The sequence below is a fragment of the Streptomyces sp. ICC1 genome, assembly GCF_003287935.1.
Lineage (GTDB): Bacteria > Actinomycetota > Actinomycetes > Streptomycetales > Streptomycetaceae > Streptomyces > Streptomyces tritrimontium.
This window is the reverse complement of record NZ_CP030287.1, coordinates 1,940,437-1,962,887: the sequence shown is the minus strand read 5'-3', so window position 1 is coordinate 1,962,887 and position 22,451 is coordinate 1,940,437. Positions and strand designations below refer to the sequence as shown.

26 protein-coding genes and 1 pseudogene are annotated in these 22,451 nt (G+C 73.5%); 15 read left to right on the top strand and 12 right to left on the bottom strand.

Going from position 1 to position 22,451, the window contains the following annotated elements:
- Window positions 1-140 precede the first annotated feature (140 nt).
- From DRB96_RS09265 to DRB96_RS09240, 6 genes are read left to right on the top strand one after another with little or no spacing between them, the layout of a single operon-like run.
- Window positions 141-1,184: an ABC transporter substrate-binding protein gene (locus DRB96_RS09265; RefSeq protein ID WP_112447994.1), complete on the top strand. Its 1,044-nt coding sequence runs from the start codon at window positions 141-143 to the stop codon at window positions 1,182-1,184.
- The gene (locus tag DRB96_RS09260) at window positions 1,174-2,208 is read left to right on the top strand and encodes an iron ABC transporter permease (RefSeq protein ID WP_112447993.1); all 1,035 of its coding nucleotides are present in this window, start codon (window positions 1,174-1,176) and stop codon (window positions 2,206-2,208) included. Before DRB96_RS09265 ends, DRB96_RS09260 begins: the two co-directional genes overlap by 11 nt.
- Entirely contained in the window at window positions 2,205-2,996 is a 792-nt protein-coding gene (locus DRB96_RS09255) for an ABC transporter ATP-binding protein (protein ID WP_112447992.1), read from the top strand. Before DRB96_RS09260 ends, DRB96_RS09255 begins: the two co-directional genes overlap by 4 nt.
- Window positions 2,997-3,007: 11 nt before the next feature.
- Complete coding sequence (locus DRB96_RS09250) at window positions 3,008-3,880, top strand: DUF364 domain-containing protein (RefSeq protein WP_112447991.1); 873 nt, start codon at window positions 3,008-3,010, stop codon at window positions 3,878-3,880.
- A complete protein-coding gene (locus DRB96_RS09245; protein WP_239516085.1) occupies window positions 3,877-5,001 on the top strand; it encodes a GHMP kinase in 1,125 nt (374 codons plus the stop codon). Before DRB96_RS09250 ends, DRB96_RS09245 begins: the two co-directional genes overlap by 4 nt.
- Window positions 4,922-5,932 (top strand): pyridoxal-phosphate dependent enzyme, encoded by a 1,011-nt coding sequence (locus DRB96_RS09240; protein ID WP_112447990.1) that lies wholly within the window; start codon window positions 4,922-4,924, stop codon window positions 5,930-5,932. Before DRB96_RS09245 ends, DRB96_RS09240 begins: the two co-directional genes overlap by 80 nt.
- Window positions 5,933-6,000: 68 nt before the next feature.
- Here the strand turns inward: DRB96_RS09240 and DRB96_RS09235 are convergent, their stop codons facing one another.
- Complete coding sequence (locus DRB96_RS09235; RefSeq protein ID WP_239517713.1) at window positions 6,001-6,717, bottom strand: TetR/AcrR family transcriptional regulator C-terminal domain-containing protein; 717 nt, start codon at window positions 6,715-6,717, stop codon at window positions 6,001-6,003.
- Window positions 6,718-6,755: 38 nt separating this feature from the next.
- Between DRB96_RS09235 and DRB96_RS09230 the strand changes: the two genes are divergently transcribed.
- Window positions 6,756-8,195 carry an FAD-dependent monooxygenase gene (locus DRB96_RS09230; RefSeq protein WP_112447988.1) on the top strand — a complete coding sequence of 480 codons (1,440 nt, stop codon included), beginning with the start codon at window positions 6,756-6,758 and terminating at the stop codon, window positions 8,193-8,195.
- Window positions 8,196-8,201: 6 nt separating this feature from the next.
- On the opposite strand, the gene DRB96_RS09225 is transcribed toward DRB96_RS09230, so the two are convergent.
- The 3 genes from DRB96_RS09225 to DRB96_RS09220 form a co-directional block, all read right to left on the bottom strand.
- Window positions 8,202-9,698: a UDP-N-acetylmuramoyl-L-alanyl-D-glutamate--2,6-diaminopimelate ligase gene (locus DRB96_RS09225; RefSeq protein ID WP_112447987.1), complete on the bottom strand. Its 1,497-nt coding sequence runs from the start codon at window positions 9,696-9,698 to the stop codon at window positions 8,202-8,204.
- 233 nt (window positions 9,699-9,931) lie between these two features.
- Window positions 9,932-10,084, bottom strand: a complete 153-nt coding sequence (locus tag DRB96_RS42765) for a hypothetical protein (protein ID WP_162688535.1) — start codon at window positions 10,082-10,084, stop codon at window positions 9,932-9,934.
- 182 nt (window positions 10,085-10,266) lie between these two features.
- Window positions 10,267-11,091: an AraC family transcriptional regulator gene (locus tag DRB96_RS09220; protein ID WP_112453303.1), complete on the bottom strand. Its 825-nt coding sequence runs from the start codon at window positions 11,089-11,091 to the stop codon at window positions 10,267-10,269.
- Window positions 11,092-11,140: 49 nt separating this feature from the next.
- On the opposite strand from DRB96_RS09220, the gene DRB96_RS09215 reads away from it, so the two are divergent.
- Window positions 11,141-11,512: a cupin domain-containing protein gene (locus DRB96_RS09215; RefSeq protein WP_112447986.1), complete on the top strand. Its 372-nt coding sequence runs from the start codon at window positions 11,141-11,143 to the stop codon at window positions 11,510-11,512.
- 40 nt (window positions 11,513-11,552) lie between these two features.
- Here DRB96_RS09215 and DRB96_RS09210 read toward each other — a convergent pair whose 3' ends face one another.
- Together DRB96_RS09210 and DRB96_RS09205 are read right to left on the bottom strand one after the other, a co-directional pair.
- Window positions 11,553-13,028: a hypothetical protein gene (locus DRB96_RS09210; RefSeq protein WP_112447985.1), complete on the bottom strand. Its 1,476-nt coding sequence runs from the start codon at window positions 13,026-13,028 to the stop codon at window positions 11,553-11,555.
- Window positions 13,029-13,113: 85 nt separating this feature from the next.
- Window positions 13,114-13,467: a hypothetical protein gene (locus DRB96_RS09205; protein ID WP_112447984.1), complete on the bottom strand. Its 354-nt coding sequence runs from the start codon at window positions 13,465-13,467 to the stop codon at window positions 13,114-13,116.
- A gap of 268 nt (window positions 13,468-13,735) precedes the next feature.
- On the opposite strand from DRB96_RS09205, the gene DRB96_RS09200 reads away from it, so the two are divergent.
- Complete coding sequence (locus DRB96_RS09200; protein WP_112447983.1) at window positions 13,736-14,110, top strand: DUF1801 domain-containing protein; 375 nt, start codon at window positions 13,736-13,738, stop codon at window positions 14,108-14,110.
- Window positions 14,111-14,285: 175 nt separating this feature from the next.
- Here DRB96_RS09200 and DRB96_RS09195 read toward each other — a convergent pair whose 3' ends face one another.
- Window positions 14,286-14,834 carry a hypothetical protein gene (locus DRB96_RS09195; protein WP_162688534.1) on the bottom strand — a complete coding sequence of 183 codons (549 nt, stop codon included), beginning with the start codon at window positions 14,832-14,834 and terminating at the stop codon, window positions 14,286-14,288.
- A gap of 188 nt (window positions 14,835-15,022) precedes the next feature.
- Here DRB96_RS09195 and DRB96_RS09190 point away from each other — a divergent pair, with 188 nt between their 5' ends.
- The gene (locus DRB96_RS09190; protein WP_112447981.1) at window positions 15,023-15,901 is read left to right on the top strand and encodes a GNAT family N-acetyltransferase; all 879 of its coding nucleotides are present in this window, start codon (window positions 15,023-15,025) and stop codon (window positions 15,899-15,901) included.
- A 79-nt stretch (window positions 15,902-15,980) separates the two neighbouring features.
- On the opposite strand, the gene DRB96_RS09185 is transcribed toward DRB96_RS09190, so the two are convergent.
- Together DRB96_RS09185 and DRB96_RS09180 are read right to left on the bottom strand one after the other, a co-directional pair.
- Entirely contained in the window at window positions 15,981-16,607 is a 627-nt protein-coding gene (locus tag DRB96_RS09185; protein ID WP_112447980.1) for a hypothetical protein, read from the bottom strand.
- Entirely contained in the window at window positions 16,604-16,942 is a 339-nt protein-coding gene (locus tag DRB96_RS09180; RefSeq protein ID WP_112447979.1) for a hypothetical protein, read from the bottom strand. Before DRB96_RS09180 ends, DRB96_RS09185 begins: the two co-directional genes overlap by 4 nt.
- 190 nt (window positions 16,943-17,132) lie before the next feature.
- Between DRB96_RS09180 and DRB96_RS09175 the strand changes: the two genes are divergently transcribed.
- Both DRB96_RS09175 and DRB96_RS44420 read left to right on the top strand, forming a co-directional pair.
- A complete protein-coding gene (locus DRB96_RS09175; RefSeq protein ID WP_239516083.1) occupies window positions 17,133-17,537 on the top strand; it encodes an STAS domain-containing protein in 405 nt (134 codons plus the stop codon).
- Window positions 17,538-17,753: 216 nt separating this feature from the next.
- The gene (locus DRB96_RS44420; protein WP_239516082.1) at window positions 17,754-18,245 is read left to right on the top strand and encodes a DUF5133 domain-containing protein; all 492 of its coding nucleotides are present in this window, start codon (window positions 17,754-17,756) and stop codon (window positions 18,243-18,245) included.
- Between the two features lie 85 nt (window positions 18,246-18,330).
- Here DRB96_RS44420 and DRB96_RS44415 read toward each other — a convergent pair.
- The 3 genes and pseudogenes from DRB96_RS44415 to DRB96_RS09155 form a co-directional block, all read right to left on the bottom strand.
- Window positions 18,331-18,618: pseudogene (locus DRB96_RS44415) on the bottom strand (hydrolase); the annotation flags it as partial.
- A gap of 53 nt (window positions 18,619-18,671) precedes the next feature.
- Complete coding sequence (locus DRB96_RS09160) at window positions 18,672-19,802, bottom strand: barstar family protein (RefSeq protein ID WP_112447977.1); 1,131 nt, start codon at window positions 19,800-19,802, stop codon at window positions 18,672-18,674.
- A gap of 139 nt (window positions 19,803-19,941) precedes the next feature.
- A complete protein-coding gene (locus tag DRB96_RS09155; protein ID WP_112453301.1) occupies window positions 19,942-20,445 on the bottom strand; it encodes a GNAT family N-acetyltransferase in 504 nt (167 codons plus the stop codon).
- 23 nt (window positions 20,446-20,468) lie between these two features.
- Here DRB96_RS09155 and DRB96_RS09150 point away from each other — a divergent pair, with 23 nt between their 5' ends.
- From DRB96_RS09150 to DRB96_RS09140, 3 genes are read left to right on the top strand one after another with little or no spacing between them, the layout of a single operon-like run.
- Window positions 20,469-21,038 (top strand): DUF4328 domain-containing protein, encoded by a 570-nt coding sequence (locus tag DRB96_RS09150; RefSeq protein ID WP_112447976.1) that lies wholly within the window; start codon window positions 20,469-20,471, stop codon window positions 21,036-21,038.
- A gap of 18 nt (window positions 21,039-21,056) precedes the next feature.
- A complete protein-coding gene (locus tag DRB96_RS09145; protein WP_112447975.1) occupies window positions 21,057-21,941 on the top strand; it encodes a DUF3626 domain-containing protein in 885 nt (294 codons plus the stop codon).
- Window positions 21,938-22,441, top strand: coding sequence for an HAD domain-containing protein (locus DRB96_RS09140; protein WP_112447974.1), 504 nt, complete (start codon window positions 21,938-21,940; stop codon window positions 22,439-22,441). The genes DRB96_RS09145 and DRB96_RS09140 overlap by 4 nt, the downstream gene beginning before the upstream one ends.
- Window positions 22,442-22,451: the final 10 nt, after the last annotated feature.

Sequence of the window (22,451 nt, the reverse complement as noted above, 5' to 3'; positions counted from 1 at the left end):
TGCTCCTCGGTCGTCGGCAGGTGCCGGGGTAGACCCCCGGGACTGTTAATGAAAACGATAACCATTACAGTACCCTCTGAAGGCGGCACTCCTGCCGGGTGCACGTCAATACCCACGCCCTTTTCCAGACCGGAGAACCCATGCGCCACCGCGCTCGCCTCGCGCTCACCCCTGCCCTCGCCCTGGCCCTCGCCCTCACGGCCGCGGGCTGCGGGGCCGCCTCCGATGACCGCGCACCGGCCGCGGGTCCGGCCGCGGGGTCCGCGGGCACACCCGCGGCCGTCACCAGCTGCGGCCTCGAACTCGCCTTCGCCCGGCCGCCGCAGCGCGCCGTCGCACTGGACCAGAGCTCGACCGAGACCCTGCTGGAGCTCGGTCTCGGGGACCGGATGGCCGGAACGGCCAACCTCAAGACGAAGATCCCCGCGCGGTACCAGGACGCCTACGCCAAGGTCCCGGTGATCGCACCGAAGATCGCCACCGGCGAGCAGCTGCGCTCGGCGACACCCGACCTCGTCGTGGCCGGCTCCGCCGACCTCTACACCAAGGACCGCGCCGGCACCCGCGAGGAGCTCGGCGCCCTCGAGGTCCCGACCTTCGTCAGCGCCGTCGACTGCCCGCAGCACGACGAGGCGGCGAAGTCCCCGTTCGAACTGCTCTTCTCCGACTACGAGAAGCTGGGCAAGGTCTTCGGCGCCGAGGAACGCGCCGGCGAGCTCGTCCGGGACCAGCGTGCCGCCGTCGCCCGGGCGGGCGAGGCGGCCCCGCGGGTCCAGCGGGGCGACGGGCAGCCCACCGTCGTCTACCTCTACTCCGCCTTCAACGGCATGCCGTACGTCGCGGGCAAGGCGGGAATGCCCAGCGAGATGAGCCGGATCGTCGGGGCGAGGAACGCCTTCGACGACGTGAACGAGGAGTGGCCCGAGGTCTCCTGGGAGGAAGTCGCCAAGCGCGACCCGGACTTCATCGTGATCGGCGACCTCTCCGAACGCGGCCGCCCGGGCGACAGCGCCCGCGAGAAGCGCGAGGCGCTGGCCGCGCACCCGGTGGTCTCCCGGCTGGCGGCGGCGCGCGACAACAAGATCATCGAGGTGCCGGGCATCGAACTCGACCCCTCCGTGCGCTCCGTGCACGCCCTGGACCTGCTGGCGGCCGGGATGAAGGACCTCGGGTATGTCCGCTGATCCGGTGGGACTCCGGGGGCAGCGCGGGGCCGGGCTGTTCCTCGCGGCGGCGCTCGTCCTGGCCGCTTCGGTGGCGGCCGGCACGCGCATCGGCACCGCCGACGTGGGCTGGGCCGAGCTCGGCCGGGTCCTCGCCTCCCGGCTCGGCCTGGGCGCCGAGCCGCTGCCGCCGCTGGTGGACTCGCTCGTCTGGGACCTGCGCCTGCCCCGGGTGCTGATGGCGGCCCTGGTCGGCGCCTCGCTCGCGGTCTGCGGCACGGTCCTGCAGGCCGTCACCCGCAACGCCCTCGCCGACCCGTACCTGCTCGGCGTGTCCTCGGGCGCGTCGGCCGGAGCCGTCGCCGTGGTCGTGCTCGGGGTGGGCGCCGGCACCCTCGGGGTCACCGGCGGGGCCCTCGTCGGCGCCCTGCTCTCCTTCGGCCTGCTGCTGGCACTGCTGCGCCGGACGGGGCTGGACTCGGTCCGCATCGTCCTCACCGGCGTGGTCGTCGGACAGCTCTTCACCGCGCTGACCTCACTGGTCCTGATGGCCTCGGCGGACGCCGACACCACGCGCGCCGTCACCCACTGGCTGCTGGGCTCGATGGCACCCGCCCGCTGGGACGCCGTCGTGGTCTGCGCGGTCGTCACACCGCTCGGGCTGGCGGTCGCCTGGCTGTGCTCGAACTCCCTGGACGCGCTCGCGTTCGGCGCGGACACCGCCGCGTCGTTGGGGATCGACGTACGGCGGACCCGGATGCTGCTGCTCGTGGTGACGGCCGTGCTGACCGCGGTGGCGGTGGCCACCGTCGGAGCCATCGGGTTCGTCGGCCTGATCGTCCCGCACGGGGTGCGCTTCCTCGCCGGGCCGCGGCACCGGGTGCTGCTGCCCTGCGCGGCGCTGGCCGGAGCGGTGTTCCTGGTGTGGACCGACGCCCTGGCACGGGCCGCCTTCGCGCCCCGGGAACTCCCGGTCGGCGTGCTCACCGCGCTGCTCGGCGTACCGCTGTTCCTCCTCGTCCTGCGCAGGCGGGGTGACCTGTGAGGATCACCGCCGAGGGGCTGAGCTGGTCGGCGGCCGGCACGCCCGTCGTCCGCGAGGTCAGCCTGGACGTCGCCCCGGGCGAGACGGTCGCGCTGCTCGGCCCCAACGGGTCGGGAAAGTCCTCGCTGCTGCGCTGCCTGGCCGGGCTGCGCAAGCCCGGCGCGGGCAGCGTGCACTACGACGACCAGCCCGTACGGGGCTGGAGCGCCCGCCGGATCGCCCGGCGGATCGCCTTCGTCGAGCAGGACTCCGCGCTCGACACCGACCTGCGCGTCGCCGACGTCGTCGGGCTGGGGCGGACCCCCTTCCGGGACCGCTGGCGCGGGCCCGACGACACCGACCGGGCGGCCGTCGCCGCCGCGCTGGACCGCGTGGGCCTCACCGCGCTCGCCGGGCGCACCTGGAGGGGCCTGTCCGGCGGTGAGCGGCAGCGCACCCACATCGCCCGCGCCCTCGCCCAGCAGCCGTCCGGCCTCCTCCTCGACGAGCCCACCAACCACCTAGACGTGAAACACCAGTTGGAGCTGATGGAGCTGTTGGCCGCCGCCGGCCAGACCGTGCTGGTCGCCCTGCACGACCTCTCCCTCGCCGCCCGCTACTGCGACCGGCTGCTGCTCATGCACCACGGACGCCTGGTCGCCTCCGGCACCCCGGCCGCCGTCCTCACGCCCCGGCACCTCGCCCGGATCTTCGAGGTCGACGCCGAACTCGCCACCGACGCCCGGGGCCGCCCCGCGGTCGTCTACCGCGGCCCGTTGCGCGCCGCCGTCCCCCCTTCCGCCCTGTGACAAGGAATCCCATGACGACCCGTACGCACACCACATCCGCCCCCGTACCTGTACCTGTACCTGTCCCGGCCCCGGTCCCGGGCGCCGTCGACGCGCTCGTCTCGGCCGTGCTGGCCGGCGAACACGGCCCGATCCCCTCCGGTCTCGTGGCGACCAGCGTCTTCTGGATCCACCACGGCACCCGGCTCTCCGGCGGCGACACCACCTACCTCAACCAGTACGTACTGGTGCGCCTCGGCGGCTCGTTCGGCGGTTGCGCCTTCGAGGCCGGGGAGATCGACCCGGCGATCTGCCGCGACGCCTCGGGAACACCGCTCGACGTCCTGCTGCGCGAGGCGCCGCGCCCGCTGCGGATCGCCGCCCTCGACGCCTACCTCGCCGAGCAGTCCCCGCACCACGCGGGCGGAGGCGAGCCGGTCGTCCTCCCCGCCGGGACCCCCGAGGTCCGCGCGAAGGCCCGGGACGCCGCCATAGCCGGACTGCTGGACATCCGCCCGGGCGCCGAGGTCGGCCTCATCGGCGTGGTCAACCCGCTGGTCGCGGCCATCCGCGAGGCGGGCGGCGAACCGCTGCCGTGCGACTTGAACCTCCGGGCCACCCAGTGGGGCGACCCCGTCACCACCGACATGTACGAGGTGCTCGACCGGGCCGACGCCGTCGTGGCCACCGGGATGACGCTCGGCAACGGTTCCTTCGACACCATCCTGGACCGCTGCCGTACGCGCGGCATCCCCCTGGTCGTCTACGCGCAGTCGGGCAGCGCCGTGGCCAGGGCCTTCCTCGGCTCCGGGGTGACCGCCCTGTCGGCGGAGCCGTTCCCCTTCTCCCAGTTCAGCGCCGGGCCGACCACCCTGTACCGCTACCGGACGGCGGGCTCGGCGTGATCCCGGCTGTCCGCGGGAACACGCGTACGCGGCGGCCCGGCGTCGAGCCCGACGGCAGGCCTGATGGCGATCCCGACGGCGCCGGACGCACCGGTACCGGGCGCGCCTCCTGCCACCACGGCGAGATCCTCCAGGGCGTCTTCCGCGACGCCGCCGGGCGCGGGTGCCCCGGCCTGGTCACCCTGCCGATGCCGGGGCCGGGCAGCCGGGCCGCCTTCACCCGCCGGCCCGGCACCCCGCCCGACCGGCTCACCGTCCTGCCGGGCGGCCGTACGAAGGCCGCCCGCGCGGCGGCCCTGGCCGTGGAGGAGTGCGCGCGGCGGCGCGGGGAGCCGCCGTGCGGCGGCGAGTTGCGGGTCACCGGCGACATCCCGGTGGGCCTGGGCATGGGCAGTTCCACCAGCGATGTCATCGCCGTGGTGCGGGCGGTCGCGGACTCGTACGGGATGGCGCTGCCGCCCGGAACCATCGCCCGCCTCGCGGTGCGCGCCGAGCTGGCCTGCGATCCGCTGATGCTCGACACCCGCCCGGTGCTCTTCGCCCAGCGCGAGGGCCGGGTACTGGAAGTCCTCGGCCGCGCTCTGCCGCCCCTCGTCGTCGTGGGTTGCGCCCTCGGCGGGGGCGCCCCCGTGGACACCCTCTCGCTGCCGGTCCGGGACCACGACGAAGACGACCTGCGCGCCTGCGAGCGGCTGCGCACGCTCCTGCGGCGGGCCGTGGCCACGGGCGACGCCGCGCTGCTCGGCGAGGTCGCCACCGCCAGCGCCCGGCGCGGGCAGGAGGTCCTGCACCACCCGGAGTTCGACACGCTCTGCGCCATCGCCGGGCGGCTGGGGGCCGCGGGCGTCCAGATCGCGCACAGCGGCGCGGTGGCCGGCCTGCTCTTCGACCCCGCCGCGGCGGGCCTGCGCCGCCGGATCCGGAGCTGCGTACGGGCCATGGACGGCAGCGGCATTCCCGCGGCCCGCATCTTCACCACCTTCACCAGTCTCGCCAGCCTGACCAGCCTCACCAGCCTCCCGACGACCAAGGAGTTCCCGAGTGGACCAGCACATCGCGGATGCGATCGGCCGACCGGACCTGATACGCCTCGACGACCGGCTCGTCTGCCTGCGCTTTGAGACCATGAAGGTCGTCTCCGCCCTCGCCGCGGTCCGCCACCTGCTCGACACCGGCGCGGTGCGCCGCGGGGACACCCTGCTGGACAGCTCCAGCGGCATCTACGCCTACGCCCTCGCGCTCGCCTGCCACCGGCACGGCATGCGCTGCCACATCGTCGGCTCGGCGACGGTCGACCACACCCTGCGCACCCAGCTCGCCGTCCTGGGGGCGACGCTGGAGCAGATGGAGCCCTCCAGCGATCTCAAGCTGGACCAGAAGCGGCGCGTCGAGCGCGTCCACGAACTGCTGGCCGAGCACCCCGAGTACCACTGGATGCGGCAGTACCACGACGAGATCCACTACCTGGGCTATCGCGCCGTGACCGACCTGATCCGCCGGTCCGTCGGCGCGGACACCGCACTCACGATCGTCGGCGGGGTCGGGTCCGGCGCCTCCACCGGAGCCCTCGCCCGCTACCTGCGGGAAGACCCGCCCGGCGGCGCGGACGTGGAACTCGTGGGCGTCCAGCCCTTCGGCAGCGTCACCTTCGGTGCCGGGCACGTCGCCGACCCCGAGATCATCATCGCCGGGATCGGCAGCTCCATCGCCTTCGAGAACGTCAGCCACGCGTCGTACGACACGGTGCACTGGATCTCCTTCGACGCCGCCCTGGCCGGCAGCGTCGACCTGCTGCGCCGGCACGCGGTGTTCGCGGGGCTCTCCACCGGAGCGGGCTACCTGGCGGCGCGCTGGGAGCGGGACCGATCCCCCCGCCGGACGGTCCTCTTCGTCGCCGCCGACACCGGCCACCGCTACGTGGACACCGTGTACGCCCGCCACGCCGAGGCGGCCGCGCTCGACTCCCTCGCCCCGCGCTCCGTGGACTCCCAGGCCGAACTCGCCCTCCCCTGGTCCCGCATGCGGTGGAACCGGGCGCCGGCCGGCCGCTGATCCGGGCCCGGGCCGCGGGCGACGGGCCGCCGCAACGGGCGACGGGCCGTGACCCGAGGGCGGCGGGTCTACCGGCCGGGGGACGGCCCGGGCCCCGGCCGCCCGGACGGCGGGAGCAGGGTCACGGCGATGCCCGCGAGCACCGCCGCCAGGCCCGCTTCGAAGCCGGCGTCCTGGTCGCGGAACATCTCCGGGCCCGCCTCGGCCGCCAGCGGAAAGGCCGCGAGACGTGCGGCGCGAGCCTCCAGGTCGTAGCCCTCGCCGTCCGAGCCGGGCATCGGGCCCATGGACTGTTCCTCGATCACGTACCCGATGGTGTAGCTGTACGCGGTGAACCAGGCCCGGGCCGCCCCGGCCGCCGTGAAGCCGCCCGCGACCAGGGTCCGCAGATGGGCCTCCATCGGCGCGGCGTAGCTCATGTCCGTGAAGTGCGTGCCGCTGTAGACCTTGGCGCCGTCCCGGTAGCGCAGCAGGTGGTCCCGCAGCCCGCGCATCGCGGCCTGGAGCGCCTCGTGCCAGTCGCCGGGCGGATGGACCGCGTTCAGGTCCGCCGTCATCCGGCGGAACATCTCGGTGGCCATCTCGTCGAGCAGCGCCCGCTTGTCCTTGAAGTGCCAGTACAGGGCGGGCGCCTTGACGTCCAGCTCCTTGGCGATGGCCCGCAGCGTCAGCCCTTCCAGGCCGAACTCTCCCAGGAGGCGCAGGGCGGTGGCCGCCACCGTCGCCCGGTCGAGCCTGGCCCGTTCGGGTTTCGCTTCTCGTTCTTCTTCGCGTTCGATCGGCACCTTGACAACTTAACAGCGTTAAGCCCATTCTCGTACCCATGACCACACTTAACAGCGTTAAGGAAAGCGGGGCTCCCGACGTGCTCGTCGTCGGCGCCGGCCCCACCGGACTGGCCCTCGCCTTGGACCTCACCCGCCGCGGCGTCCGCGCCCTGGTCCTCGAACGGGCCGACAGCCTCTTCCCCGGCTCCCGGGGCAAGGGCCTCCAGCCGCGCACCCTTGAGGTCTTCGACGACCTCGGCGTCGGCGACGCCGTGCTCGCCGCCGGCGCCCACGCCCCCATCGGGCAGATCTGGCAGGGCGGCCGGCCCGTCGGCGAGCACGACATGCTCGGCGACGCCGCCGTCGGCGGACCGACCGAGACCGAGCCCCATCCGCGCGCCCGGCTCCTGCCCCAGTGGCGCACCCAGGAGATCCTCTTCGCGCGCCTCACCGAACTCGGCGGCCGGGTCGCCTTCGGCACCACCCTGGCCGCCCTCGACCAGGACCCCGACGGGGTGACCGCACACCTGGCCGACGGCGGCACCCTGCGCGCCGCCTATCTGGTGGCCGCCGACGGCGGCCGCTCCACGGTCCGCAAGGCCCTGGACATCGGCATGACCGGCATGACCGGCGAAACGGCAGACCCCGCCCCAATGGTCGTCGCCGACGTCCGGCTGCGTCCCGGCGCCCTGGACCGCGACCACTGGCACCTCTTCCCGGGTGCGGACGGCGGCTTCGCCGCCCTGTGCCCGCTGCCCGGCACCGACGACTACCAGCTCGTCGCGCGGACCGAGGACCTCGACATCCCCGCCGTGGTCGCCGCCTGCACCCACCTCGCGGCCGAGGACGTCACCGAGGTCCGCTGGGCCTCCGATTTCAGGCCGCGCGCCGCGATGGCCGACCGGTTCCGCGCCGGGCGGGTCCTGCTCGCGGGCGACGCGGCCCACGTGCACTCCCCCGCCGGCGGCCAGGGCCTCAACACCAGCGTGCAGGACGCCTACAACCTCGGCTGGAAGCTCGGCCAGATCCTGCGCCACGGTGCGGACCCCGCGCTCTTGGACACCTACGAGCAGGAGCGCCAGCCCGTCGCCGCGCAGATGCTGGGCCTGTCCACCCGGATCCACCGCGGTCAGGAGGAGCGCGGCGAGACCACCCGCCAGCTCGGCCTGGGCTACCGTGGCGGCCCGCTCTCCGAGGGTGCGGCGGGCGCGCTGGAAGCCGGCGACCGCGCTCCCGACGGACCGCTGCCGGACGGCCGCAGGCTCTTCGACCTGTTCCGGGGGCCGCACTTCACCCTGCTCGCCGTGGGCACGGACGCCGAACTACCGCCGGTGGAAACGGAGTTCACGCATGTTCACCGGATCGGGGCGTACGGGCCGTACGGCAAGGGGATCTTCCTGGTCCGGCCCGACGGGTACGTGGGCTGGGCGGGCGAGGACGCGACCGGCCTGCCCCGCTACCTCGCCCGCCTCGGCGGTGGGGCGGCCCGGACCTGACGCCCCTCAGGCGCCCGGCCGGGAGGCGAGGTCCCGTACGGTCGCCATGTCGCTGAAGGGGAGCAGCTCCTCGCCCACGATCTGGTGCGGCTCGCTGCCCTTCCCGGCGATCAGGACGATGTCCTCGGGCCGCGCGGCGGCCAGCGCGAGCCCGATGGCCCGCCGCCGGTCCGCGGACCGCTCGTAGGGCGTGCCCGTGCCCTCGATGCCGGGGGCGATCTGGTCCAGGATCGACTCGGGGTCCTCGGTGCGGGGGTTGTCGGAGGTCAGGACGCACAGGTCGGAGTGGGTTCCGGCGATGCGGCCCATCTCGGCCCGCTTGGTCGTGTCCCGGTCCCCGCCGCAGCCGAAGACGGTGATGACCCGGCCCCGGGCGAACCCGCGGATGGCGGTGAGCACCTTGTCGAGGGAGTCCGGCGAGTGTGCGTAGTCCACGATCACGGAGGTGCCGCCGGGGGTCACGAAGCGCTCGAAGCGGCCCGGCACGGGCGGCATCTTCGCGAGCGCGCCGACCAGACCGTCCAGGTCGTGGCCCAGCACGTGGCAGGCCGCCACGGCCGCCAGCGCGTTGGACACCGAGAACCGGCCCGGGACCGGGATGGCCGCCGGATACTCCCGGCCGGCGTGGTGCAGCGTGAAGCGGGTGCCCGAGGCGTCGGCGATCAGGTCCGTGGCCCTGAAGTCGGCTTCCGTGTCGAGGGCGTAGGTCGTGGCCGCGCCCGGCATCATCGCCGGGATCCCTGTTCCCACGGCGTCGTCCACGTTGACCACGGCGTGCCGGCACAGCCCCTGGAACAGGCGCAGTTTGGCGTCCGTGTAGCGGCCCATCGTGCCGTGGTCGTCCAGGTGGTCCTGGGTCAGGTTGGTGAAGACGCCGACGTCGACGAACGTCCGGTCCACCCGGTACGTCTGCAGGGCCATCGAGGTGGCCTCCAGCACCACGCTGGCGGTGCCGCGGTCCCGCATGCGGCCCAGGAGGTACTGCAGGTCCGGCGACTCGGGCGTGGTCAGCACCGAGGGCGGCATCGGGATCACCTCGTCGCCGATCCGGCTGCCGGCCGTGCCGATCACGCCCACCACGGCGCCCTCGGAGATCCTCAGCAGCGACTCGACCATGTAGGAGATGGAGGTCTTCCCGTTGGTCCCGGTGACCGCCACCATGTCCATGTGCCGACCCGGTTCGCCGTAGTACCGCGCGGACGCGACCGCGGCGGCCTTGCGGGTGTCGGCCACCCGTACGAAGCACACGGCCGGCAGCAGTTCCCGGCCCGGGGGCACGGCGGCGGCTCCGGCCTCGTCGACGAACACCGCCACCGCACCGCGCGCGAGCGCCGCGCCGATGGAGGCGGGGCCGCCTTCGCGGTGGCCGGGCACGGCGATGAAGAGCGAGCCCGGAACCACCCGGTCGACGTCGAAGGTGGTGCCCGCGGTGATCACCGTCGATTCGGCGTCTCCCTGGATGACGTGGTGCTCGTGGCCGGTCAGCAAACCGCTCAGCTTCACGGTGGTCCCTTCGAAGGCGGCTACGGCCCGGCGTGCGGCCCTCGCCTGGCGGCAGCGCCGACGAGCGTCGGGACTGCGGTGGTGGTGTGGGGAAGGCGGTACGTCGCCCTCCGGGGCGACGGGGCCGGTCCGGGCGCGGCGATCAAGCCGGGGCGCCGGGGCAGGGGCCGTCGCGGAAGGTGGTGCGGAGCACGGTGCGGCAGGAGACCGGGCCCGGGCCCGGTGGGGAATCGCTAGCCGTGGCCGTGCACGACGCCGCGGCCCACCGTGGGGGCCTGGCCGTCGAAGGCGGTCCGGGGGCCGATACCCGTCCGGGCCGCGGAACCCGCCCGCGCGACAGGAGCGGCCGGCGGCCGGCTCTCCCCTGTGACGCGTGTGCGGTTCATGGACCGAGTGTACGTGCGCTCACGCAACCCGGACGCCGCGCCGGTTCCCGCACGGGTTCCCCCGCCGGGCGGCGTCGGCGGGCGGTCGTGGCGGGCGGTCGTGGCGGGCGGCGTCGGCGGGCGGTCGTGGCGGGCAGCCGTGGCGGGCGGCCTCGGTGCGGGCCGGCTCCCGGGGGCCCGCGTCACGTCGGTGCGCCCCGATCGCGCAGGGCCGCGTACCGGCCCGGCGGGGTGCTCAGGTGGCGGGTGAAGTGCCGGTTCAGGTGTGCCTGGTCGTAGAAGCCCACGGCCGCGGCGACATCGGCCGGCCGCCGGCCCGCGAGCAGGAGGCGGCGCGCCCGGTCGATGCGCCTGCCGGTGAGGTAGGTGTGCGGCGGCAGTCCGTAGGCCTGTTTGAAGCAGCGGATCAGGTGGGTGGGGTGGGCGTGCAGGATGCCGGCCGCCTCGTCCAGGGTGAGCCCGGTGCGTATGCGTGAATCCAGCAGCTCGCGCAGGGCGGCGGCGGTCCGCCCGGCCCCGCGGCTCGGTATCGCGGGCTCCGCGGCCTTGAGGTGGGAGAGCAGCCGCTCGCGGACGAGCGCCAGCCGGGACTCCGCCTCGAACTCGTCCCCCGGGGCGGCGAGGGCTTCGTGGAGCTGGTGGATGCGCCGGCGCAGCAGTCCGTCTCCGTGGACCGGGCCGTCGACCGCCGCCCCCGCCAGCCGTTCCGGAAGGACGCCGGTGTCGAGGTAGAGCACGCGCTTGCGGAATCCCGCGGGGTTGACCGTCTTCCCGTCGTGCGGGACGCCCGGCGGCAGCAGGATGACCGAGCCCGTGCCGGCGGCCCCGTGCCGGCGGCGGTCGAGGGAGAAGTCCACCGATCCGTCGTCGAGGATCATCAGGTCCCAGGTGTCATGGGTGTGGACCGGGTAGGCGTGATCGGTGAAATGGGCGTGGAAGACTTCGGAGATCCCCGCGACCGGAGGCCGCCAGGCACTGATCCGCGTTCGGGGCTGATCGCTGGTCATGTCGGGAACGTACAAGACCGGGGGCGGTCGACGGCGCCATGCTCGTCCCATGATCACACCGAACGTCTCCGTGAACCTGGCCCACAAGCTCGCCCAGTTCGATGAGCTCTGGACCCAGAAGAGGATCGCCCGTCTCAACGACTACGAGGTCAAACTCGCCAAGCTCAAAGGTGAGTTCGTCTGGCACGCCCACGAGGACACCGACGAGCTGTTCCTCGTCCTCAGCGGCCGGCTCACCATCCAGCTCAGGGACGGCGACGTCGTGCTCGAGCCGGGAGAGCTGTTCGTGGTGCCCCGGGGCGTCGAACACTGTCCGGTGGCCGAAGAGGAGACCGCCATCCTGCTCCTGGAACCGGCGGGGGTCCTCAACACGGGTGACGCGGGAGGGCCGATGACCAAGGCCGCCGAGACCTTGGACTGAGGGCCGGAGCCGTTCGCGGCCGGACACGGCGGACCGTGGTTCAGGCCTTCCCGGTCGTGACGTCGAGGGCTCCGTCGCGCAGGACGAAGTGGCGGGCCCCGTCCTCGTCGACGGTGACCCGGTGCGGACCGGAGCCCTGGAACGCCTCGGTACGCAGCCGGAAGCGGGCGGGGTCGGCGCCCGTCACGGCGCGCAGGTACCAGGGGGCGTCCTCGGCGGCACCGGGGCGGGGCGGCACGGCCACGTGCAGGAGGGCGGAGGCTTCGTGGCGGGCGCGGTAGCGGGTGTGGGCCGAGGTGTAGGCGGCCATGCGGAGCTCGACCTCGCGAGGACGGCCGGGAGCCGGCACCGGATCCGCCGCGGGCCGCCGCGACGCGTCGAAGGCCCGGCGGGCCCGGACCTCGTCGAGGAGGCCGGGGAGGAAGTGCGGCTGACGGGCCGACGCGCGCAGTGCCGCGTCGAACCACTCCGCGAGGGCCGGGCCGCCGCGCCGGACCCAGGTCTCGATCAGCCGGCGGAAAGCGGTCTCCGCGCGGTGGGGCAGTCGGTGCGCACCGGCGGCGAGGACCGCCGCGCCCGCTCCGGCGAAGGCCCTTGGGAGCTCGCGCACCGGCGCGCGGCCCGCCTCACCGGCGTAGCGGACGATGCGGATCTCCAGCATGGCGCGGTGCAGGACGTGCGCGGCCGCGGCGGCGTTGACGCGGAGGTGTCCGTCCTGGGGGGCGGTGGCCGGGGCCGGTTCGCTGTCGCGGGGCGGTGTCGCCGCGGAGGCCCGGCGTCCGGCGGCGGACAGGTGCCAGTGGTGGTCGTCCGGGTAGAGGTCGGCGGTCGCCGCGGTGAGCGTGCCGCGTGCTCCGATGCCGATGGAGACCGGCCCCCCGCCGGCGGCGGGCCGGAGGGCGGCGCCGCGGGCGTCGTGGGAATCGAAGCGGACCTCCGTGATGCCGTGCAGCCGGATGCCCAGCGTCGCGGTCTCGGGAGGGGTGTGCGCGTCGAGGGGATAGGAGCGGGGAACGGCGAGTTCGAGGTGGCCGTCGAGGCGGCCACCTCGACGGTCCCCGGCCCGTTCGACGCTCAGGTAGCGGATCTCGGCCGCCGGCAGGTCGTAGTCGGCGGCCAGGCTCGGCGCCGTCTCGGACGTCACCGCCATCAGCGTCGGCCGCACCAGCCCTTGGTGGTCGCGACCCGCCGCGTACGGTTTCGCCGGCGCGAGGAGCCCGTCCAACGGGTGCCCGGCGGCGGCGGCTTGCTCCCGCATCCATGACCGGCGGCGCTCTGCGCCGAGGGCGGCCATCCACTCCAACGCCGCCCGTGCGCGTCGCTCGCGCTCGCCGCGGGTACCGGCCGTCGCCGCCCGGAAGAACGGAGCGGTGTTGTTGTCCCAGACGTCCGCCGCGTGGCGGATGACCTCCCGGTCGAAGCGGCGGGCGTCGGCGGAGGCGTCGGCGATCTGCACCAGCGAGCGGTCCAGCAGGGCCGCCAGCACGGCGACCGGGGAAACGGGGGACTCGGCCATGGCCTGATCGTCGCACGGGACACGGCCGGTTCGAACAGGGGCCCGTGTGCGGCCTGCCCCCGGGGCTACCCGGGGGCGGCTGCGGTCAGTTCGAGCCGTGGAAGTACGCCGAACGGACCTTGAGCTTGTCCGTGGCGGGCTTGCCGTTGGGGCGCAGCTTCCAATCGGGGCCCTCACAGTTGGCGCCCTCGTAGACGGTCACCCACTCGTCCGTGGTGTTGTGGGGCGTGTGGCCCGGGTCGACCCATTCGCTGCCGACGTAGGGCAGGTTGACGCACGTGTCGCTCTGCGGGTCGTGCAGGGTGACGGTCAGGTTCCGGTCCTGGTCGTCGGTGAAGGAGTAGCTGAATTCTCCGGTCGCGGCGAAGGCGGATCCCGGAACGGAGAGGGCGAGGACCAGGCCGGCCAGGCCAGCAGTGACGGCGCTGCGAAGCTTCATGAAGGTCTCCTCAAGATTGGTGAGGGGGTCGCGGGGACCGTATGCCGAAGCCGCGGCAGCGAATCGGTTCTTCCCCCGCTGACCGCGCCGGTTTCCACCGGGACGGGTGAAACCGCCGCTCCGCCGGTCGGCGGTCTCCTTCCGCCCCGCCCTGCCGCGTTCCGCCCTGCCGCGTTCCGCCCTGCCGCGCCCCGCGTGGGCGCGCGGGTGCACGGCCGGACGTGCTCGAAAGGTCGACCGGCGCCGCGGGGCGGCATAGCCTCGTGGAATGGTGCAGAGCGAGGCGGATGACGTGGCCGGCTACCTGGACGAGGTGCCCGAGGAGCGCAGGGACGCCTTGGCCGGGTTGCGGCGGCTGTGCCGGGAGGAGCTGAAGGGCTTCGAGGAGGTGATGGCGTACGGGATGCCCGCGTACGTGCGGGACGGCACCGCCGAGATCGCGTTCGCCAGCCAGAAGCAGTACGTCTCCTTCTACCTCATGCGCGGCGACGTCCGTGAGGCGTTCGAGGAACGGCTGGCCGGGCTGGACATGGGCAAGGTCTGCCTGCGGTTCCGCAAACCGGAGCACATCGACTTCGACCTGCTGCGGGACCTGCTCCGGGCCACGGCGGCCCGACCCGGCCGACCCGGCACCATCGGCTGACGCGGGCGGCCTAGGCCGTCTCTTTCGGATCTTGTCGGCCGAGCCCGCGGCGTCTGGTGCCGTGCATGGCAAGGCGGAGGGGCGCTGCGTGTACTGGACGTACTCGGGCGTCCCGACAACGCGGCCAGGCGCGGTGCCAGGCGTCGCGGGCCCGGCAAGATCCGAAAGAGCCGGCCTAGCCGGCGTGGTCCAGCGTCACCTCGATGTCGATCGGAGCGGACCGCCAGATCGCCCTGAGGAGGGGCTCCTGTTCGATCAAGCGGCGGGTGTCCGCGAGTGCGGCCGCTCTGGGGAGGCCGATCTCGGCACCGTCGAAGCCGCTGTCCCCGGGGCCGCTCCCGGGCAGGCTCGCCCAGGCGGGGTGGTCGGCGAAGGACGCCTGGAACTCCACCTTCCAGTACTGCGGCTGCCCGTACTCGTCGCTCTCGTCACCCTGCTCGGCGACGGCCAGGAGCCGCCCCAGGGACACGGCGGGCCGGCCCCCGGTCCAGTCCCACGCGCCCCATTCGACGATGAAGCAGTCGCCCTCGTTCTCCGGGCCCTCGATCCCCTCGACCGGGATCTGCACGAACTCCTCGAAGGCGGACCACGCGGCCTGCATGCTGCCGACCCGGCCGGGGACGACTCCGTACCGCCCCATGATCCGTTCGAGCGCCGCGGCAGGGGGCAGAAGCCCATGTCGATCGTCGGCCGGCTCCCGGCGCGGCCGTTGACGAGTGGCCATGACCCCACGGTCGTACTGCCTTCAATAACCCTTTGCCGAGGAACCGGTGGGCCAGTTAGGTTCGCCCGAGCCGTCCGTGGTGTTCCGGACCGGCACTGTCGACGAGGAGGTGTGGAGCACATGCGCACGAGTGCCCAGCGGGTGAGCCCGCGTACTTGCCTTTGCCACCTCCTCACGACGGAGACACCTTGTCGCTTCGCATCACCCCACTGACCGACCCCGCTCACGGGGCGCACAGCCGACGCCTTGCATGGCTGGCATCCGACGCCGATTCCATCCCCGTGGGGACGGCCTTTCTGCGCCTGTTCGATGGCGGACAGGCGCACCTGGCCGAACTGACCCTCCACGTCCATCCCACGGAGCGCCGCAAGGGCGTCGGCTCCAGACTCCTCGACTCCGCCGTGGCCGCCGCCCGGGACGACGCCCGGCGCTGTGTCAGCGCGCAGGCCGAGGCCGGATCGCCCGGCAACGACTTCCTGCCGGCCCACGGCTTCCGCAAGGTGCTCACCTTGAGATTCGCCCGCTTGCCGCTGGCCGACGTGGACCCCACCGCCCTCGCCGAGATCATCGAGCGTCCGCACCCCGGCTACCGGCTGGCGTCATGGCGGGGAACCGTCCCCGCCGACCTCGCCCAGACGTTCGCCGCCTCACGCCGCGCCATGGACGACATGCCCATGGAAGACACCGACTACGGCACCGTAACCTGGGACGTGGACCGGGTCCGGGCCGCGGCGAAGGCCGTTCAAGACCGCGGAGACCAGTTGCACACGGTCGTCGCCATCGACACCACCGACGACTCGATCGCCGGGTTCACAGAACTCGTCGTCCCCGGCAACGGCACGGGTGATGGCCAGCACTACGGCACCGGCGTGCTGCCCGAGCACCGCGGACACGGCCTCGGCCGATGGATGAAGGCCGAGTCGATCCGACAAGCCCACGGGCACCATCCAGACCTCGGCGGCCTCCTGACCGACACCGCCGACAGCAACACGCACATGAGACACATCAGCGACAGCCTCGACTACGTGCCCACACACACGACGGTCCAGTACCAGCTCGACCTGTAGGGACAAGCGGACGACGGGCCGGGCCGGGCTTGGGCATCGCCTGGTCCGGCCCGTCGGCACGTTCACAACAGGCCCTGGTTCAGCGTTCGGTCGGCCGGTCCGTGGGGCGTTTGTAGTAGCGCCAGGGGAAGGACCCGGCGCCCACCTGCGTCCACCCCTCGGTCTTCATCCGCCGGCGTTGGCCGCCGAAGGCCCGTCGGTGCTCCCAGACCCGGTCGGAGGCTTCCACCACGAGGAAGAACGGGCCGTAGTCCACGAGGTGCCAGCCGTCGCGCCCGGCCCCGTCGAGTTCGGCCAGCTCGCTGAACGCGGTGACCGGGGTGATCACCCGGCGCGCCGGGGATCCGTCCGCCGGGTCCACCCGGTCCGACCCGTGCGACCGGTCCGCCGCACCCGCCGCCGGCCCGGCCTTCGGAGCGGACGGCTTCACGGCGAACCGCTGCTGGGCCGCCTGTCGGCTCACCCCCAGGACCCCGCCCACGCTGTCCCAGCTGTGGCCCGCCGCCCTGGCCCCTTGGATGGCCTCCCGCAGGAGGCGGCTGGATTCCTCGGCGCCGACACGGGCCGCGGCCACCAGGCGCAGGAATCCCTCCGGGTCGCGCTCCAGCGACTCGGCGAGCCCCTCCGGGGCGCCGAGCACGGCAGCCGCGATCTCTTCCCGGATGGCGGCGACCTCCTGCGGGCTGAGGAGTTCGGCCTCGCTCACCGCCCGGCGTCCGCGGGGCCTCCGGAGGGGCCCAACGGCTCGAGCTCGTCGAGCCGTTCCTCATCGCGGGCCCGCCGCGCCCGACCGCCCACGGAGCCGTCGCCGCCGGCGGGCCGGGTCCGCAGGGCGGAGATCAGTACGCCCATGACCGCGACGAGCACGAGGTCCGCCCCGAGGAGCGCGGCGGTGCCGCCCGCCCCGAGGTCGTCGGCGAGAGCCATGGCCATGGCTATCAAACTCACCGCGAGGGCGAGCAGGCCCAGCGCGGAGGCAACCGCGGAATGGACGGCTCCGGACGTACCGGTCCCGGTCGGGGCGTCGTGTGAAGTGCTCATGACGTCAAGGTTTCCTTGACATGATCCTCTTTGTCAAGGAAACCTTGACACCGAGAGCCGGACGTCGGGGCCGGTCCGCAACCCGAGCCCGTTCCTGGCGCGCCGCACCCCGGCCTGGCCCCGGCCCGCGCGAGGATGAGCAGCCTCAGGTCCGGGACCCCGGCCCCGGGCCATGACGGAAAGGGGCATCGTGGCTGCTTCGTTCACCACCGAGACCGAGTGCCGCGGCAACACCGTGCTGATCAGCGCCATCGGAAGTCTGGACGCCTCCGCCGCACCGGCGCTGCACCAGGCCCTGCGGGACATCACCGCCGACACCGCGGTCCTGATGGTCGACCTGCACCACGTGCCGTACATGGACACGGCGGGCCTGCTCCTCCTCCTCGACCTGCACCGCCGGGCCGAATGCCTCGGCCTGCGCGTCCTGGCCGTCGGCTGGCAGGCCCAGCCCCAGCAGTTCATGGCCACCGTCGCCGGCATCCCCGGACCCGGCTCCTCCACCGGCGAGCGCTACGCCCTGGCCGGCTTCCGCCACCTCATCGAAGGCCGCGCCGAACGCGCCCGCGCCCTCGGTCTCGAACCCTCCCCCACCTGATCGGGCAGGGAGCACCCCGGAACCCGGACCGGGCGGTCGGGGGTTCCCCCAGATGGAGCGTGCCGTGTGCCGGGCGGCCGAACCGGGGCATAGCTTCCCTACGTGCCGTACGCGCCCCACCCGCGCTGCGCCCCACCCGCGCTACGTGCCGTACGTGCCGTACGTGCCGTACGTGCCCGCTCGCTCCTCGCGGCCTCGGATCGAAGGGATCCCCCCATGTCTCACCCAGCCGATCTCCAGGGCTCTCCGGGCAGACCGCTGCTCGCACGGCCGACGGCGGCATCGGCCGTGGGCATGCTGATGGCCACGACACCGTGCTCCGTCCGCGACGCGGAGAAGATCCTGGCGGCAGCGGCCGACCTCGCCGACGTGAACGTGCTGGACGTCGCGGCGGCAATGGCCGCGGGCCCCGGCGGTACGCCGCTGCCGGCGCTCCTGGAACGGGCCCTGCGCCACGCCGTCACGGCGGCACGGACCCCGAGCCGCGCGGCCGAAGCGCGGACCGGAGTCCTGCCGAGCCGCACCCGCGCCGAAGAGGTCCTCTCGCGCCTTCGCGGCTGCCAGGCCCGTCTGGCGGCCACGCCCGCGGACCCCGGCGCCCTGCGCGCCATGGACGACGCGGCGTACACCCTGTGCGTCCTGATGGGCCGGCCCACCGCGCACGACGCCGTGCTCGCGGCGGAGGAACTCCTGGCGTCACCGGCCTGATTCCCCGAACCCGTACGGACTCCTACGGGACGAGGGCCTGTGTCCGCGAGGCACGCCCGGCACCGGCACCCGCACTGGCGCCGCCGTCGGGTGTGACGGGACGGCCGGTCGCGACGTCGGCGACTCCCGAAGCGCCGCGCCATGTCCGGCCGGCGTCGCGGACTTCGGCGAACACCCCCGGTGTCCCCGCGCGGTGGACCCCGTCCATGGCGAACTTCAGTTCCCGGGGACGCAAGGGGGCCGACGGACTCGTGCTGCCGGCCGGGACGGTGCCGGCCTCGCTTGCCCCGTCCGGTGCGGGTGCCACCGCCACCGTGCCCGCGCACACGGTGAGCGCGGCCACGCTTCCACAGATCGCGAGTCGAATCCTCAAGACGGCTGTCCCTGCACGATCGGTGGGCGCGCCCCGCTCCCGATCCCCGCGGCTCACCGGAGCACGACGGTGACTCCCCGTCGTTCGAGGAGCCGCACCGTCTCCTCGAAGAAGGGGATCCGACCCTCCAGGTCCTCCACGACGTCCGCGAGTGCGCGGCGCGCGATCTCGGAGTCGTGCCAGATCAAGGTGAAGGGCGGGACCACTCCGAATCCGCCGCCCAGGCAGTCCTTGAAGGCGTTCCACTCCCTGCCGAAATAGCGCCCGGGCCCGAGCAGCGCCTCGGCGATCGCGCAGTGCACGCCGGGCACGTCCGTGACGAACCGGCCGTCGAGGTGGTGCTCACCGCCGGACCGGTCCGGCCGGGGCACGGGCACCCGCCAGGCACGGGTGCTGAGTTCCAACCACGCTTCCCTGCCCTGTGAGTCGTACGGAGCCCACCCGTTGGGCTCGGCCGGCGGGCCCTGGTACCACTGCTCCCAGACCGGGCGGACCGCCGGCGACGGCCGGTCCTCCCCGCCGTCGGCGAGGGTGATGTCCTCGAGACCGCCGCCGAGCACGGACGGGCGCGCTCCGTCGACGTCCAGACCCACCGCGCAGGAGGCCATCACCGCACCGTGGCGGTCCAGCACCAGGAGGTCGGCCCCGTTCCCCGTCCAGCGGCGCGGTTGCTGAGTCCCCGTCAGCAGCGGCTCCACGGCCTCGCATCCGATCAGCTCCAGGGGGACGGGAGCCGGCTCCGCCCGCGGCCCGAACAGTCCCCCGACATCGGTGCACCGACCCATGCTCCCGGTCGGCCTTCCCCCGAAGATTTCGAAGCGCGGTTCCGCCGACCGTACCGGCGCCCCCACGTCGGCCATGACTCCGGCGCCGACCACGATGTCGTACCGCGCCGGGTCCGCCGGGTGCGGTTGATGGGCCACCACCACCGCGTCGACGAGGGTCCACCACTGCACGGGCCGCTCTTCGTCCCAGACCTCGACGCACACCTCACCGAGCCCCCGGAACGAGGCATCGGGCTCGGCGAGAACGTCCTTCAGCGCGCCGTCGGGGCTGCATCCGCGAAGGGTGACGACCTCCCGCGGCAGCGGGACCGGTTCGACGAACAGCCCTTCGACGCCCGCGCACCTCCCCCAGAGCTGCTCCACGCCGTTCTCGTCCTCTTGGACCAGGAGGTACTTCACCGGGAAACCCCGGCCCCACCTGGTGTGATCCCCGACCTGCACCCTGCCCCCGACTCTGAATCACCGGCCTTCGCGCCTACGATACGGACCCTTCCGGCCCGTCCCGGTCGTTGCCGTGACGTCGACGTCGACGTCGACGTCACGGCAACGAGCGTGTGAGCCATACGTGCTCACCGCGGTCGTCCGTGGCAACGCGGTCCCGATCGAAGCCGAGCTTCTCCAGGACGCGGAGCGACGGTGTGTTCCACGTGCCGACGGTCGACCAGAGACGTTTCCGCCCGGTCGCGCCAGCGGCATCGACCACCGCCCCGGCCGCTTCGGTGGCGTAGCCGCGCCCGTGCGCGTGCCGGAACAGCTCGTACGCGATTTCCGGCTCCTCCAGGGTGGAGCGGCCGATGATCAGCCCGCAGTAGCCGATGAAGTCCCCTTCGTCACGGCGCTGGATGGGCAACAGGGCGATCCCCGTCTCCGCCGTCGCGGTGAGCAGCTCCGCGATGGACGTCCGGATGTGCTCGACCGTGGGGGTCCCCTTGCCGCGTTCGGAGAGGAGGGCACAGAACTCGGCGGCATCCGACTCCGCCCACGGCCGCAGTATCAGCCGCTCGGTCTCAAGGTGGAACGCCATCGTCTCGTACGTCGTCATGCTCCCCACTCTGCCCCACGCTCATCGCGGACCACCGCTGGAGCACGAGCCTCTTCACTGCCGCCACCGCCATCCAGGCAGACGGCCTCGACCTCGTCGACTCCCTCACCACCCTGACCGGTTTCGCGCTGCGAGGGGTCCACCTGGCCACGCTCGTGGTCTTCCTCATGTGGTTCCACCGGGTCCGCTGCAACGGCCAGGTGTTCCGCCCCGACGGCTTCAGCCAGTCCGCGGGCTGGGCCATCGGCGGCTGGTTCGTCCCGCTCGCGAACTTCTTCCTGCCGTACCGCACGGCGCGGGAGACCTGGGACGCCAGCACCCAGTACGCGAGCGACGGCTCCTACCGGGAGACCTCGGGCACCGCGGTGGTCGCCTGGTGGCTGACCTTCGTCGCCAGCGTCATCCTCGGCTGGAACTTCGCGCGGCGGTACGCGGCGGCCGGGACGCCCGAGGAGTTCCGCGACGTCTTCTCCTTCGGCACGGTGGCGGACCTGACCACCGTCGTGGCCGCGGGGCTGGCCGTGCTCTTCGTGCGCAAGCTGACCGCGATGCAGCACGTCAAGGCCACTCAGGGCCCGAACGCCGCCGCCTGACTCGGCGACACTGGGCCGATGAACTCCCGAGCCTTGCCCGCGCCTCACGAACAGGCCCTGCGCCACGTGGCGGAGCGGTCGTCCGGCGGCCCCTTGGATCCGAGGCTGCGGGTGACCCTCAACTTCCACCCGGACCGTTTGGCGGGCGGCAGGCCGATCCTCGAGGCCTTGGCCGAAGACGGCACGTACCACTCGCAGTTCGTCACGGGCACGAGCAACGGGGGCTTGACCGCCCACCCCGGCGGGGACCGCTGGCGCTGGGAGAGCCGGATCTTCGGCGCGGCGTACGACGGGGAGCCCGCGGCTGCCCGGCCGGTCTACGGAGCGCTGAACTTCCGCCGCAAGGTGGTCGGCGGGGCACCGCGGTTCGGGTCCGCCCACTTCCGGCTGGCCGCCGAGACGCTGGAGCGGACCACGTTCTGCTATCCGGACAGCTTCCTGGAGCCGTCCGCCTTCGGTGTCGCGGCCCGCATGGCGTTGATCGGACTCGCCGAGTCCGACGGTCAGGACGCGCTCGACGACTACGTCGAGGCTCACGTGCACGGGCCGGTCCGGCTCGACCGCGATGTGGAGGCCCTGGTCCTCGACCCCTGCTACCGCGGTACGGCCGTGGAAGCCTCGGCGCGGCGCCTTCGCTGCCCGGTCGAATGGCATCCGGGGTTCAGCCTCGCCGTCGCCGAGCTCCGGCGCCATCCCGGCTACCGCGGGCAGGAGTACGTCGACCTCGGCGTGGCGATCGCCCGGGACGGGCGGCTCGATCCGCGCGTCGTCGGGGACGCGGTCCGCTCCGGGCGCCACGACGAGCAGGCGCTCAAGCGGGTGTGGCACTGCGTGGGCCGCTTCGGGGCGCCCCCGGGGCCCGGCTGCGGCTCGTCGGGATCTGTCGCTATCGTGCGCTCATGACCGGCTCCGCGCGGCTTCCGCTGCTGTTCCTCGATGTCGATGGCCCGCTGATCCCGTTCGGAGGGCCGCCGAAGCGGTATCCGACGTACGCGGTGGACGGCGAACCGCTCGGCGCCGGCGTGAATCCGCTGCTGACCCGGATGGACCCCGGGCACGGGCCCCGGCTGGCGGCGCTCCCGTGCGAGGTCGTCTGGGCGACGACGTGGATGGACGACGCGAACGAGCGCGTGGCCCCTCGCCTGGGTCTGCCGCAACTGCCGGTGATGGTCTGGCCGGAGCCGTCCGCCCTCGATGACCAGGACGAGGCAAGCGGCCTGCACTGGAAGACCCGCGCACTCGTCGATCGGGCGGCCGGGCGCGCGTTCGCGTGGGTCGACGACGAGATCACCGACACCGATCGGACCTGGGTCGCCGCCCTGCTCCATCGCGTCGATCCCCGCCGCGGTCTGACCGAGGGCGACTTCGCGGCTCTCGACTCGTGGCTGCGGCGGCAGGTCTGACGCTCCACCC